This is a genomic window from Aureimonas sp. Leaf454 (genome assembly GCF_001424685.1).
Classification (GTDB): domain Bacteria; phylum Pseudomonadota; class Alphaproteobacteria; order Rhizobiales; family Rhizobiaceae; genus Plantimonas.
The window spans coordinates 317,635-330,366 of record NZ_LMQT01000024.1 but is presented as its reverse complement, the minus strand read 5'-3'; the positions used below and the strand labels follow the sequence as shown (position 1 = coordinate 330,366).

Genomic DNA, 12,732 nt, shown 5'->3' with positions numbered 1-12,732 from the left:
AAGGCTTTTGACGCACGGGCGCGTGAACCGTCGGTCCGTCAGGCGATGCGCATGCGCCCTTCCCGCCCGCCGCGCCGTTCGATCGCGACGCGGCGGACCCGCCTCGGATCGGCGTCGAGCACCTCGAAGACGAAGCCCGGCACGGGCTCCAGGCGCTCGCCCTTGGCGGGAACGCGGCCCAGCGCGTGGAACAGGAGCCCGCCGATCGTGTCGGCCTCCTCCTCGTGACGCGTCGTGTCGAAATCGGCGCCGATGCGGCGGCGCACGTCGGAGAGTTCGGCTCGCGCCTCGACGACGAAGCCGCCGTCCCCGCGCTCCACGATCAGCGCTTCCTCCGCGTCGTGCTCGTCCTCGATGTCGCCGAACACGACCTCGATCACGTCCTCGAGCGACACGAGACCGTCGGTCCCGCCATATTCGTCGATCACGAGCGCCATCTGCGTGCGCGTCGCCTGCATCTTCGCCATCAGATTGGAGGCGGGCATGGCGGGGGGAACGAAGAGCACCTTGCGCAGGAGATCGAGATCGCCGATCGGCCGCGACAGGTCAATCCGCATCAGGTCCAGATCGTTGGCCGAAGCGGCGCCGAGCGCGGTTCGGGTGATATGGCCGACGACGTCGCGGATGTGGATCATGCCGATCGGATCGTCGAGCGTTTCCCCGTAGACAGGCATGCGCGAATGGCCCGACGTCTCGAAGGCGCGCATCGTGTCGGACAGCGTCATCGCGGCCGAGACGGCGTCGATCTCCGCGCGCGGCACCATGACGTCGTCGACGCGCAGATCGCGCAGCGTCAGGATGTTCTTCAGCATGGCGCGCTCGTCCGCGCCGAAGACGTCGGCGCCGCCCTCCTCCAGAAAGGCGTCGAGGAGATCGGCGCGGGAGAAAGCGGGCTCGCGGGGCTTCAGGCGCCCGAAGACATTGGCGAGAAAACCCCAGCGCTCTCCGGCGCCCGCGAGATCGCGCGGACCCCGCTCCTCGCCTCGCGGACTGCGGTCCTCGGCCCGGGGACTTCGGTCCTCGAAGGGACCGGATTCGCCGTTCGATGCCGGCTCGCCGGCGGTATCGGCAGGAAGTTCGCTCATCGCGGCGACGTTCAACTCCTCAAGGTTTCGAAGGGGATGGTTCGACAGGGCCGTCCTCCGACGGCAGGCCATAGGGATCGTCGATCCCGAGACCGCCGAGAATCGCGATCTCCAGGGCTTCCATCGCGTCGGCCTCATCGGCGTCGACATGGTCGTAGCCCAGACAGTGGAGCGTGCCATGGACGACGAGATGGCAGAGATGGTCGGCCGGGGCCTTCTCTTCCAGAGCGGCTTCGGCAAGGACGGTCTGGCGCGCGAGCACGAGATCGCCGAGCATCGGGCCGGGCGTCTCGCCCTCCCCGAGATCCTCGAGCGGAAAGGACAGGACGTTGGTCGGCTTGTCCTTGCCGCGCCATTCGGCGTTGAGGGCCCGCACCTCGTCGTCGCCCGTCAGCGTGATGCCGAGTTCGGTCCGCACGTTCGGATCGATCCCGGCGCCGAGGAGGGCCGCCTCGACGGCACGCCGCAGACGGGTCTCCAGCCCGTCGGCATCGGCCGCGAAGGGCGCCGCGGTCCAGGCCTCGTCCTCGACGGACAGCGCGATGGCGAGACCCGCATAGGCCTCGCCCGGCCGGGATGTGGGAGCCGGCCGGCTCACGCGGCCCCGACCGGATGGACCGGACCGCGGTTCCGCTCGGCGTCGGCCTCGTAGGCCTCGACGATGGCCTGCACGAGATGATGGCGAACGACGTCCTTGGCCTCGAAGCGCACGGTCACGACGTTCGGCACGCCGTCGAGAACGCGAAGAGCCTCCACGAGGCCGGATTTCTGGCCGGGCGGTAGGTCGATCTGCGAGGGATCGCCGGTCACGACCATGCGCGCGTTCTCGCCGAGACGCGTCAGGAACATCTTCATCTGCATGGACGTCGTGTTCTGCGCCTCGTCGAGGATCACGCAGCAATTGGCGAGCGTGCGGCCGCGCATGAAGGCGAGCGGAGCGACCTCGATCGCGCCCGCGGCGAGCGCGCGCTCGACCTTCTCGGCCGGGATCATGTCGTAGAGGGCGTCGTAGAGGGGCCGGAGGTAGGGATCGACCTTCTCCTTGAGATCGCCCGGCAGGAAGCCGAGCCGCTCGCCGGCCTCCACCGCCGGACGCGACAGGACGATGCGGTCGACCTGGCCCCGCTCCAGGAGCATCGCGGCATGGGCGACGGCGAGATAGGTCTTGCCGGTTCCGGCGGGCCCGATGCCGAGGACGAGCTCGGAGCGGTCGAGGGCGCGCATGTAGGCGTCCTGCGTGGAGGTCCGCGCGTGGATCGTCTTCTTGCGGGTCGAGATCTGCGAGAGCGACATGCGTCCCTTCTTCTCCAGCGTCGGCAGGACGAGCTGCGCATCCTCGGCGATCGCCATGCGCACCGCGCCGTCGACGTCGGAGGGCTGCAGTTCGGCACCGGCCTGCAAACGGCCGTAGAGATAGTCGAGAGCGCGGCGCGCCTGCTCGCAGGCCACCGCGTCGCCACGGATCTCGACCTTGTTGCCGCGCGTCCTCGCATCGACCTCGAGCTTCTGCTCGATCCGGGCGAGATTCTCGTCGAACTGGCCGAACAGAGCCCCCGCCAGACGGTTGTCCTCGAAGGTGAGGACGATGTGCGCCATGTCGGAGGCACCGGACTGGGGCACCGCGCCGCGGGCTGCCTTCATGCGCTTTTCCTCAATGGCCGGTCTTCGGGTCCCTCGGGGGACGATAGACGGGTGGGTGACGGTTCGAACGGGACCGACGCGGCCGGAGCCGGATGCATCGGGCGGGCGGGACGGCGTTCGTCCTCGCCGGGCGCAGCGCCGTCCGCGAACAGCGAATTGGCGATGAGACCGGCGATCCGGACGCTCGCGACGTCGCCGACGGCGCCGGCCGAGACCGGAAGGATCACGGGCTGGAGATAGGGCGAACGGCCGACGATCTGATGGGGATATCGGCCGGGCTTCTCGACGAGCACCTCGATGTCGCGGCCGATGAGCGAGCGCATGAAGCGCGCGGTCTGGTCGCGCAGGAGGGCCTGCAGCCGGTCGAGCCGGTCGGACATCACGGCGTCGGGCACGTGATCGGCCAGCGAGGCCCCGGGCGTGCCGGGGCGCGGCGAGTATTTGAAGGAGAAGGCCGACGCATAGCCGACCTCGCGCACGAGATTCATCGTCGCCTCGAAATCCGCTTCGGTCTCGCCGGGAAAACCGACGATGAAATCGCCGGACAGGGCGATGTCCGGGCGCGCGGCCCGGATGCGGTCGAGAAGACGCAGATAGTCGGCCGCCGTGTGCCGGCGGTTCATCGCCTTCAGGATGGGATCGGAGCCCGACTGCACCGGCAGGTGCAGGTACGGCATCAGGGAGCTGAGATCGCGATGGGCGGCGATGAGATCGTCGTCCATGTCGCGGGGATGGGAGGTCGTGTAGCGAAGGCGCGCCACGCCCGGAATCTCGGCCAGCGCCCGCAGGAGCGCGCCGAGGCCCGCCCTGCGTCCGGCGATCTCGCCGCTCCACGCATTGACGTTCTGCCCGAGCAGCGTGATCTCGCGCACGCCCGCATCGGCCAGCCGCCGCGCCTCGGACAGGATCGCGTCTGCGGGGCGCGAGACCTCGGCGCCGCGCGTGTAGGGCACGACGCAGAAGGTGCAGAACTTGTCGCAGCCCTCCTGGACGGTCAGGAAGGCGGTGACGCCGCGCCGCTGGATCTCGCGCGCCCGCTGGTCCGGCAGGTGCTGGAACTTGTCCTCCACCGCATAGTCGGTGTCGACGACACGCTCTCCGGCGGAAACGCGGGCGAGCGCCTGCGGCAGGCGGTGATAGGTCTGGGGGCCGATGACGAGATCGACCACCTTGGCGCGGTCGAGGATCTCCTGCCCCTCGGCCTGCGCGACGCAGCCCGCCACCGCGACCCGCATCGAGGCGCCCGCGGCTTCCCGCTCCGCCTTGAGCACGCGGATGCGGCCGAGTTCGGAATAGACCTTCTCGGCGGCACGCTCCCGGATGTGGCAGGTGTTGAGGAGAACGAGATCGGCCTCCTCGATCGTCTCGGTCGGCTCGTAGCCGTCCCGCGCGAGGGCATCGCCCATCCGCTGCGAGTCGTAGACGTTCATCTGACAGCCGTAGGTCTTGATGAAGACCTTGCGCGCCGGCACGCCTTCTGCGTCTGCGGCGCCCGTGGCCACCGGCCCGACCGCCGCGTCTTCTCGTCTTGCGTCCATGCGCTCTTCTGAAACCGTCTGGAGATCCATCCTCCCATATCGGGCCGATAGCGTCGAGACGCAATCTCGGATTCGCGCAAGGGCGCGATCCGCCGCGGGTCGACGCCGGTTCGGCAGGCGGACATCAGGCGTGGGGACGGGCGAGAAGGCTTTCCGCGAGGAGGTTTCGCACCGCCGCCTCGGTCCGGCGTCCCAAGGCCTTGCGGTCGCTCGTCCGGGTGAAAGACAGCGGCTCGCCGAAGGAGACCTCGACGTCGATGGCGCCCTCCTTCAGGAAGGCGAGGAGATGGGGGCCGAGGGCGACGTCGCCCGGCCAGGCGGCGAGCGGGCGGAAGTAGCGTCCGAGCGGCAGTCCGTGAACCTTGGTGTAGGCGACCGCGACGGGCTGCACGGCCACGCTGTCGGCCTGCGAGCGGCGGAGCGCGGCCTGCGCGGCGCCGAAGAGCGCGGTCTTGAAGGGCAGGATGCCATTGCCGTCGGAGGTCGTGCCCTCGGCGAACAGCACCATGGCGTCTCCCGCCGAAAGCCGGTCGGCGATCGCGTCGGCCTGCTCGGCGGTGCGCCCGCGCTCCTCCCGCGCCACGAAGACGGTGCGCTGCAGCCGCGCCAGCCAGCCGAAGATCGGCCAGGACCGGACCTCGGCCTTGGCGATGAAGGACAGTTCCGTCACGGCGCCGAGCGCCAGGATATCGGCCCAGGATTGGTGGTTGGCCACGAGAAGAAGCGGCCGGTCCGTGCAGGGACGGCCCTTCACGACGATGCGCAGGCCGACGAGGCGACAGACGATTCGGTGCCAGAGGAGCGGCAGGCGCCGGCCGAGCGGCCAGCCGAAGCGGATCGCGAGGACCTGGACGGGGGCGACGACCGCCGAAGCCCCGGCAAGGACGACGAGGAGGGCCGCGATGCGAAGCCATGCGATCACGTCGCGCGGCCCTCGTCGGCGCGTGTTCGGGATGCCCCGCCCGGTCCCCAGGATCTCACAGCACGCATCCGTCGTCCGGGTCGAGCCCGCCTCGTTTTCCGGCACGCCGAAAGCGCCGATGGCCGTCCCGAACGGACCTGCCGGCGCTCTAACGCAGTGTCCGCTTGAGGACAAGCGCGCTGGTGCGGCGGCCCTCGTCGTCGGCGTAGTAGGCGGGCCTCCGGCCGACCTCGACGAAGCGCAGGCGGCGGTAGAGGGCCAGCGCGGCGTCGTTCTCCTCGTCGACCTCCAGGAAGAGCGAGGCGGTCCGCTCGGCGTGGAGACGCTGGAGAACGCTGTCCATCAAAAGGCGCCCGATGCCGTGACCGCGCGCTTTCGGCGCGACGGCGATCGTCAGGATCTCGGCCTCGTCGAGCACCTGGCGCACCAGCACGACGCCGAGCGGCGCGCCGCTCGAGCCGACGCGGCGCGCGACGAAGCCGAACGTGCCGGGCTGGGCGAGAAGAGCGGCGAACTCGTCGCCCGACCAGGGCCGGGCGAAGGCCTCGCTGTGGAGCGCGGCGGCGTAGTCGAGATCCTCGGGCAGAAGCTCGGTCGTGACCGGCGGCGCTCCGTGCAGCAGGCTGTCCCAGAACGACATCGACCAGACGAACGGCAGAACCCAGTACATGTGAAGGCTCCTCCTCCCGGCCGGCCATCCGGCCGCCGGAGCTGGATGCTCCGGCTTGGTGCTCTGGCTCGGGTCTTGGCGCCCGGTCCAGGAGCACGTCCCATCCTAACGCCGACTTCCTTCCCATCAGGATAATTCGCACCCGGAGGATCCGGCAACCCGTCGCCATTCTCGCGGTCAGGCAACCCGCCGCGCGATCGGTTCCCGCGTCGGCGCCTTGGCATCGGCGCCGCGCAGATAGAGCGGGCTCGGGGCGTGATCCGTCTCGCGTCGGGCACCGAGACGGGCGACGGACGCGATGTCGGGATGTGGCGCCGATGCGAGCCGGATCGCCCAGCGCCCGGCCAGCGCCTCCAGCGCGATCTCGGAACCGCTTCCCGTCACGAGCAGCGGCGCGCCGTCCGGCAGAGGCGACAGCATTCCCGCCAGCGCCTCGGGCGGCACGGCACGCGGCGCCGCGATCTCGCTGCCGTCGGCGCCGTGAAACGCGGCATAGAGCTCGCCGCGCTTGGCGTCGAGAACGGCGAGGACGGGCACGCCCGCGTCTGCATGCGGCTCGGCCAGCGCCTCGAGCGTACCGATGCCGACGGCGGGGATCTTCAGGGCGAGCGACAGTCCCCGCGCCGCGGCGACGCCGACCCGAAGGCCGGTGAAGGAGCCGGGTCCGACGACGACCGCGAGCCGCGAAAGGTCCCCGTAGCCTGCGCCGGCTTCGCGCAGCCGGTCGGCGATGTCGTCCATCAGACGCTCGGCATGACCCTTGCCGATATCGGGATCGCCGCGCGACAGGACGCGGTTCCCCCCGATGTCGAAGAGACAGGCCGCGCAGCGCGAGCCGGCGGTGTCGATGGCCAGAAGAAGGTCGCGCCCGGCCGCCATCGTCCGCGTCGTCAGACCGCCTCGACCTGCTCGACCTCGGGCACGAAGTGGCGCAGGAGGTTCTGGATGCCGTGCTTCAGCGTCGCCGTGGAGGACGGGCAGCCGGCGCAGGAACCGCGCATGTTCAGATAGACCGTGCCCTCGCGAAAGCCGCGGAAGGTGATGTCGCCGCCATCCTGCGCCACCGCCGGACGCACGCGCGATTCCAGCAGCTCCTTGATGGTGTCGACGATGCCGGCATCGCCCTCCTCGTAGAATTCCTCGCCGTCCCCCGCGGGCGCCGCGCCGCCGGCCGGCGCCATGACGGGGCGGTCGGACATGAAATGCTCCATCAGGCCGGCGAGGATCGCGGGCTTCAGGTGCTGCCAGTCCGGACCGTCCTTGGTGACGGTGACGAAGTCGTAGCCGAAGAAGACGCCGGTGACGCCCGGGATTTCCATCAGCCGGGCGGCGAGCGGCGAGCGGGCGTCCGCGTCCTCGCGCGTCAGGAATTCCACCGCGCCGTCCTCGACCACCACGCGGCCGGGCAGGAACTTGAGGGTCGCCGGGTTCGGCGTGACTTCGGTCTGGATGAACATGGACGTGTCCTCGCTAAGGCGACGGGTCAAGGCCGTGCCCGCTTCTCTTGGAATGATTCCAATCTACTCGTCCGGGCCCGCCGCCGCAAGGCGCGGGCCCGGTCACGACTGAGATAAGGGCTTCGCGCCACAGGCGAAAGGGGTCAGCTGAGGCTCTCGATCTCCTCGTCCGTCAGCGTCGCGGGGACGATCGTGACGGGGATCGGGAAGGCGGCCGCCCGCCCGGCGACCGAGGACACGAGGGGTCCCGGGCCTTCCGTGGAATTGCCGGAGGCGAGGACCAGGATCGCGATCTCGCGATCGGCCTCGATGATCCCGTGGATCTCCTCGTCGGTCTTGCCTTCCCGCACCACGAGTTCGGGCTCGATGCCGACGCTCTCGCGGATCTCCTCGGCGATCTTGGAAAGGCGCGCGTTCGCCTCGGCCTCGGCCTCGGCGCGCATGATCTTCTCGACGCCGAGGAAGTGCTGGAAATCGGCCGATTCCACCACGTAGAGAAAGACCGCCGCACCCCCGCTCGACTTGGCACGCCGCGCCGCATAGGACGCCGCGCGACCGCATTCGGGAGTCGCGTCGATGATCGCAAGAAACTTGCGCTTGCCGCCGGCGTCCCGGCTCGTTCGTTTTGAAACCATGGCGGGAAGATGGCAGCGTGGGGGTGGAAGGGCAAGCGCGGGATGCGCGCCCTCCCTTCGAACGCGGCCGCCCGAACCCGTCTTTGCCAGCGCTTGCACGCAGGCGACGTCGGCCGGCGGGCGGCGCGACGAACGGATCGCCGACGTCAATCCGCGAGGAAGCCGACGATCTCCCGCACGTCGCGCATCGTCCGGTCGGCGAGTTCGCGCGCCCGGGCGCCGCCGTCGGAGAGCGTGCGGTCGATCTCGGCGGGGTCGTCCATGATGCGGCGCATCTCGGACGTGATCGGCCCGAGCACCTCGACGGCCAGCTCGGCGAGAACCGGCTTGAAGGACGAGAACTGCCGCCCGCCGAATTCGGACAGGATCGCAGCCTTGTCGCGCCCGGCGAGCGCGGCGAAGATGCCGACGAGATTGTCCGCTTCCGGCCGGCCGGCGAGGCCCGCGACATCGGAGGGCAGGTCCTGCGGATCGGTCTTGGCCTTGCGGATCTTGCGCGCGATCGTGTCCGCGTCGTCGGTGAGGTTGATGCGCGAGAGATCGGACGGGTCCGACTTCGACATTTTCTTCGATCCGTCCTTGAGGCTCATGACGCGGGTCGCCGGGCCCTCGATCAGCGGCTCGGTGATCGGGAAATACCCGGTCGCCCCGTCGCTTCCACCGAGCGTCCGGCCGAGGCCGAGCGCCTCGATGCGCGCGGCGAAGTCGTTGTTGAACTTGGCGGCGATGTCGCGCGTCAGCTCCAGGTGCTGCTTCTGGTCGTCGCCAACCGGCACGTGCGTGCCGCGGTAGAGGAGGATGTCGGCGGCCATCAGCGAGGGATAGGCGAGAAGCCCCAGCGAGGCGTTCTCGCGGTCCTTGCCGGCCTTCTCCTTGAACTGCGTCATGCGGTTCATCCAGCCGATGCGCGCGACGCAGTTGAAGATCCAGGCAAGCTCGGCATGGCCGGGAACGCGGCTCTGGTTGAAGATGATGTTCCGCTTCGGATCGATGCCCGAGGCGATGAAGGCGGCCGCGATCTGGCGCGTCTGGCCGGCGAGGTCCTCGTGCACGAGCTGCGCGGTGATCGAATGGAGATCCACCACGCAGAACAGGCAGGACTGGCGTTCGCCCAGCGCCACGAACTTGCGGATCGCGCCGAGATAATTGCCGAGATGAAGATTGCCGGTCGGCTGCACGCCGGAAAAGACGCGCGGCTCGAAGCCGGCCGAACTGAGCATTGACATGGCGCCTCCGGCCGATCCGTCCCGGCGGAGACGGCCCGCGCGCGGTCTCCCGACGCGCGAGGTCGATCCCCGCGGGGCGGACCTATGCACCGGGGCCGCCATGCGATCAAGCCGCCGGACGGTGGTCGGGCGCGAGCGGCGGCTCAGGCGGCGCGGCGCGGCGCCTCGGCCGGCTCGCAGACCGGTGTCTCCAGCGGACGGATCGGCCGCGGGATCGGAGGCGCCGACCGCCGGATGCCGAAGGCCATCGGCAGCGGGCCGGGCAGGCGACGGGCGAGCGCGAAGAACAGGCAGCAGCCCGCGACCGTCGCCGCCGTCACCAGCGCATAGGTGGTCCAGAGGCCGAGATCGAGCGGCAGGAGCCAGAAGAGCGCGGCGACGACGATCGTCTGGTGCACGATGTAGAAGGCGAACACCCCCTCGTTCAGCCAGGCGACGGGGCGCGGGAGGCGGCGCACGTGGTGCGCGGCGACACCGACGAGCGTCAGGATCATCGACCAGGCCAGCGCGAAGGTGAGACACTTGAAGGCCGGCGTCATCGCCTCGTAGCTGCCGATCGAGAGGGGTCCGCCCGCGTGGCCGCCCTCGTGCCCGGACGTCGAGGCGAGGACGACCGTGATGCCGAAGGCGAGCGCCGCGTGGCGCCGGCGCCGCGCGACGATGCCGCCGATCAGCGTCGCATGGTGACGGGCGAAGAGGTAGCCGAGGCCGAACCACGCGCCCCAGGTCGCGGCCCAGGCGCCGTCGTTGTAGAGCGCGTTGGTTTCGCGGGGGAAGAAGGGCGTCAGCACGAGGTTCAGTGCGAGCGGCAGGAGGAAGAGGAGCGGCAGACAGGGTCCGCGTGCGAGCCGTTCGAAGGCGGTCGAGACGGCCCGGCCGCGCCCCTCCGCGATCATCCGGAGAATGGGAAGGCCGATCGCGAGGATGGCGAGGAGATAGGCGACGAACCACATATGCGCCCAGGTGATCTGGCCGGTGGGATAGCGCCCCTCGACGAAGTAGCGCGTCAGCCAGAACCGCAGGAGCGAGCCGTCGTAGCCCTCCTCGATCACGCGCTCCATCCAGACCTGCGGCACGACGACGAGGCCCATGGCGACGAGAAGCGGCACGCCGAGACGCACCGCGCGCTCGCGCAGGAAAGCGGGCAGCGGACGGCCCCGCGCGGCGAAGCAGGTTCCCATGCCGGACACGAAGAAGAGCAGCGCGAGCCGCCAGGCGCGCGGATGATCCATCACCGCTTCCAGGCCGGCGCTCGTCTCGGCGGCATGGACCAGCCAGGTCATGTGCGGAAAGAAGGCGACGGACGCGTGGTAGAGGATGAGGAGGCCGAAGGCGCCGACCCGCAGCGCGTCGACATAGTGAAGCCGGTCCGTTCGCTCCATGATCGACCATCCCCGCGGGACGATCCGAAAGCCCGCCGGACGATGTCTAGGGATGCCCGCGTTAAAACCGGATGTAGGGCGACACCAACATCGGCATGCGGTTAACGGCGGATCAACGCCGTGAGGACCTTGGACGCGACAAGGGCATCTCGAAGGCCTTCGCTTTTACGTGACGCTTCGTTCGATCAAGTCCCAGCGATTGCCGTAGAGATCCCGGAAGACCGCGACCTTTCCGTAGGGCTCACGTCTTGGAAGTTCCTCGAAGAGGATTCCCGCCGCCAGCATGGATCGATGATCCGCATCGAAGTGGTCCGTCTCCAGAAACAGGAAGACCCGCCCACCTGTCTGATCGCCCACGCGCAGCCGCTGCCGGTCGTCGGCCGCTCTCGCGAGAAGCAGTCTCGTGCCGTGCTGCGGCCCGACCACGACCCACCGCTTGCCATCCGGCTGGATTCGGTCTTCGTGGAGACGAAATCCCGGCAGCGCGCCATACCAGACAATCGCCTCGTCATCATCGTCGACGACCACGGATATCAACGATATCAGCGTCATGAACGCCGCCGCCGCACGACCTTCAGGACGAGGCTGCGGTCGACCGCGCCCGTCGCCAGCGTCAGGGCGAAATAGACGAGCATGGCGACGCCGACGAGGACGAGGACGCCGGACGCCTGTTCGAAGACGCTGGAGCCCGGCCGGAGCCAGGGCGAGAGCACCCGCACGAGGCCGACGAGCGAGAGGCCCATCAGGAGCGCGGAGAGGACGACGAGCGCGCCGCGCTTGACGAGGGCGGCGTCGAGCCTCCAGAGGCCCCGGCGGCGCAGGCCCTCGAAGAGGAGGACCGCGTTGAACCAGCCGGCGAGCGTCGTCGCGAGCGCGATGCCCCGTTCGGCGTAGATCTGGAAGAGGGCAAGCGAGAGGGCGATGTTGGCGAGCGCCGAGGCCCCCGTGACGATCATCGGCGTCCGCGTGTCCTCGCGCGCGAAATAGCCGGGCGAGAAGACCTTGATGAGGACGAAGGCGGGAAGCCCCAGCGCATAGAGGCCGAGGACGGCGGCGACCGGCCCGGTCGTCGTGGCGTCGAAGGCGCCGCGCTCGTAGATCAGGCGGATGATCGGCTCGGGAATGACGTAGAGCGCGACGGCGGCCGGCACGGTCAGGAAGAGCGCGAATTCGAGGCTTCGGTTCTGCGTGTGCTGCGCCTCGGCGATGCGGCCGGCCTTCAGCGCGCGGGCGAGTTCGGGCAGGAGCACGACGCCGATCGCGACGCCGACCATGCCGAGCGGCAGCTGGTAGGGCCGGTCGGCATATTGGAGGATCGAGACCGCGCCCGGCTTGTAGGAGGCGATGGCCTGGCCGACGAAGAGGTTGATCTGAGTGATGCCGCCGATCAGCGCGGCGGGTCCAGCGAGGATCAGGAGGCGCTTCAGCCCGGCCGTCCAGCGCGGGCGCCGGAGCGCCACGCCGAACCCGGCCATGCGCATGGCGATCGTGACCATGGCGAGCTGCGCGATGCCGGCGACGAGAACGCCCCAGCTCATCAGGAAGCCGATCACCGTCGTGTTCGCGCCGGTCCACCAGCACCAGGCGAGAACCGAGATGAGGACGATGTTGAGGATGGTCGGCGCGGCCGCGGCGGCGAAGAAGCGGCGGAAGGCGTTGAGAATGCCCGACACCATCGCCATCAGCGACATGCAGGCGAGATAGGGAAACATGATGCGGGAGAAGGCGACCGTGATGTCGAAGCGGTCGGCGCAGGAGATCGCCTGGGCCGACGCCGCATCGTCGATGCAGGCGGCAAGGCCCGGGGCGATGATGGTCTTCACCAGGAACGGCATGAAGATCATGGCGAGGACGGTGAGGCCGGCGAGCACCACGAAGAGCGTGGAGAAGACTTCCGTTGCAAAGCCCCGCGCGCCCTCCTCCCCCTCCTCCTCCAGCTTGCGGGCGAAGAGCGGGATGAAGGCGGCGTTGAACGCGCCCTCCGCGAACAGCCGGCGGAAGAGGTTCGGAAAGCGGAAGGCGAGGTTGAAGGCGTCCGCGACGGGCCCGATGCCGAGCGCGGAGGCCATCATCATCTCGCGGCCGAAGCCGAAGAGGCGCGACAGCAGCGTCGCGCCCCCGACGGTCGCGAATTTTGCGGCAAGGCTCATGGCGTGGAACTCGGAAGGGAACGGTG

General features: G+C 69.5%; 13 protein-coding genes. All 13 read right to left on the bottom strand.

The annotated features are described in order from the left end of the window. Positions 1 to 38 precede the first annotated feature (38 nt). The 13 genes from ASG43_RS20840 to murJ all read right to left on the bottom strand — a co-directional run bounded on the left by ASG43_RS20840 (position 39) and on the right by murJ (position 12,706). Positions 39 to 1,085 (bottom strand): hemolysin family protein, encoded by a 1,047-nt coding sequence (locus tag ASG43_RS20840; RefSeq protein ID WP_056509270.1) that lies wholly within the window; start codon positions 1,083 to 1,085, stop codon positions 39 to 41. Positions 1,086 to 1,104: 19 nt separating this feature from the next. Further along, positions 1,105 to 1,683, bottom strand: a complete 579-nt coding sequence (gene ybeY, locus ASG43_RS20835) for an rRNA maturation RNase YbeY (protein WP_056508962.1) — start codon at positions 1,681 to 1,683, stop codon at positions 1,105 to 1,107. Further along, entirely contained in the window at positions 1,680 to 2,726 is a 1,047-nt protein-coding gene (locus ASG43_RS20830) for a PhoH family protein (protein WP_056508960.1), read from the bottom strand. The genes ybeY and ASG43_RS20830 overlap by 4 nt, the downstream gene beginning before the upstream one ends. Then, positions 2,723 to 4,264, bottom strand: coding sequence for a tRNA (N6-isopentenyl adenosine(37)-C2)-methylthiotransferase MiaB (miaB, locus tag ASG43_RS20825; RefSeq protein WP_156386817.1), 1,542 nt, complete (start codon positions 4,262 to 4,264; stop codon positions 2,723 to 2,725). The genes ASG43_RS20830 and miaB overlap by 4 nt, the downstream gene beginning before the upstream one ends. A 124-nt stretch (positions 4,265 to 4,388) precedes the next feature. Beyond that, the gene (locus ASG43_RS20820) at positions 4,389 to 5,183 is read right to left on the bottom strand and encodes a lysophospholipid acyltransferase family protein (protein ID WP_156386826.1); all 795 of its coding nucleotides are present in this window, start codon (positions 5,181 to 5,183) and stop codon (positions 4,389 to 4,391) included. A 151-nt stretch (positions 5,184 to 5,334) separates the two neighbouring features. Further along, the gene (locus ASG43_RS20815) at positions 5,335 to 5,856 is read right to left on the bottom strand and encodes a GNAT family N-acetyltransferase (RefSeq protein WP_056508952.1); all 522 of its coding nucleotides are present in this window, start codon (positions 5,854 to 5,856) and stop codon (positions 5,335 to 5,337) included. A gap of 177 nt (positions 5,857 to 6,033) precedes the next feature. Beyond that, positions 6,034 to 6,735, bottom strand: a complete 702-nt coding sequence (gene tsaB, locus ASG43_RS20810) for a tRNA (adenosine(37)-N6)-threonylcarbamoyltransferase complex dimerization subunit type 1 TsaB (protein ID WP_056508950.1) — start codon at positions 6,733 to 6,735, stop codon at positions 6,034 to 6,036. An 11-nt stretch (positions 6,736 to 6,746) separates the two neighbouring features. Further along, entirely contained in the window at positions 6,747 to 7,313 is a 567-nt protein-coding gene (locus ASG43_RS20805; protein ID WP_056508947.1) for a NifU family protein, read from the bottom strand. A 143-nt stretch (positions 7,314 to 7,456) separates the two neighbouring features. After that, positions 7,457 to 7,948 carry a universal stress protein gene (locus tag ASG43_RS20800; RefSeq protein WP_056509266.1) on the bottom strand — a complete coding sequence of 164 codons (492 nt, stop codon included), beginning with the start codon at positions 7,946 to 7,948 and terminating at the stop codon, positions 7,457 to 7,459. 146 nt (positions 7,949 to 8,094) lie between these two features. Then, positions 8,095 to 9,174 (bottom strand): tryptophan--tRNA ligase, encoded by a 1,080-nt coding sequence (gene trpS / locus ASG43_RS20795; RefSeq protein ID WP_244488180.1) that lies wholly within the window; start codon positions 9,172 to 9,174, stop codon positions 8,095 to 8,097. A gap of 143 nt (positions 9,175 to 9,317) precedes the next feature. After that, positions 9,318 to 10,556, bottom strand: coding sequence for an acyltransferase (locus tag ASG43_RS20790; RefSeq protein ID WP_056508938.1), 1,239 nt, complete (start codon positions 10,554 to 10,556; stop codon positions 9,318 to 9,320). A gap of 165 nt (positions 10,557 to 10,721) precedes the next feature. Beyond that, on the bottom strand, positions 10,722 to 11,108 hold the full coding sequence (locus tag ASG43_RS20785) for a VOC family protein (RefSeq protein ID WP_056508935.1): 387 nt from the start codon (positions 11,106 to 11,108) through the stop codon (positions 10,722 to 10,724). Next, complete coding sequence (gene murJ, locus ASG43_RS20780; protein WP_056508934.1) at positions 11,105 to 12,706, bottom strand: murein biosynthesis integral membrane protein MurJ; 1,602 nt, start codon at positions 12,704 to 12,706, stop codon at positions 11,105 to 11,107. The genes ASG43_RS20785 and murJ overlap by 4 nt, the downstream gene beginning before the upstream one ends. Positions 12,707 to 12,732: the final 26 nt, after the last annotated feature.

Excerpts from the sequence above, each read along its gene's own strand:
- ASG43_RS20840 (WP_056509270.1), bottom strand. The coding sequence starts at position 1,085 with ATGAGCGAACTTCCTGCCGATACCGCCGGCGAGCCGGCATCGAACGGC.
- ASG43_RS20830 (WP_056508960.1), bottom strand. The coding sequence starts at position 2,726 with ATGAAGGCAGCCCGCGGCGCGGTGCCCCAGTCCGGTGCCTCCGACATG.
- miaB (WP_156386817.1), bottom strand. The coding sequence starts at position 4,264 with ATGGACGCAAGACGAGAAGACGCGGCGGTCGGGCCGGTGGCCACGGGC.
- ASG43_RS20815 (WP_056508952.1), bottom strand. The coding sequence starts at position 5,856 with ATGTACTGGGTTCTGCCGTTCGTCTGGTCGATGTCGTTCTGGGACAGC.
- tsaB (WP_056508950.1), bottom strand. The coding sequence starts at position 6,735 with ATGGCGGCCGGGCGCGACCTTCTTCTGGCCATCGACACCGCCGGCTCG.
- ASG43_RS20805 (WP_056508947.1), bottom strand. The coding sequence starts at position 7,313 with ATGTTCATCCAGACCGAAGTCACGCCGAACCCGGCGACCCTCAAGTTC.
- ASG43_RS20800 (WP_056509266.1), bottom strand. The coding sequence starts at position 7,948 with ATGGTTTCAAAACGAACGAGCCGGGACGCCGGCGGCAAGCGCAAGTTT.
- trpS (WP_244488180.1), bottom strand. The coding sequence starts at position 9,174 with ATGTCAATGCTCAGTTCGGCCGGCTTCGAGCCGCGCGTCTTTTCCGGC.
- ASG43_RS20790 (WP_056508938.1), bottom strand. The coding sequence starts at position 10,556 with ATGGAGCGAACGGACCGGCTTCACTATGTCGACGCGCTGCGGGTCGGC.
- ASG43_RS20785 (WP_056508935.1), bottom strand. The coding sequence starts at position 11,108 with ATGACGCTGATATCGTTGATATCCGTGGTCGTCGACGATGATGACGAG.
- murJ (WP_056508934.1), bottom strand. The coding sequence starts at position 12,706 with ATGAGCCTTGCCGCAAAATTCGCGACCGTCGGGGGCGCGACGCTGCTG.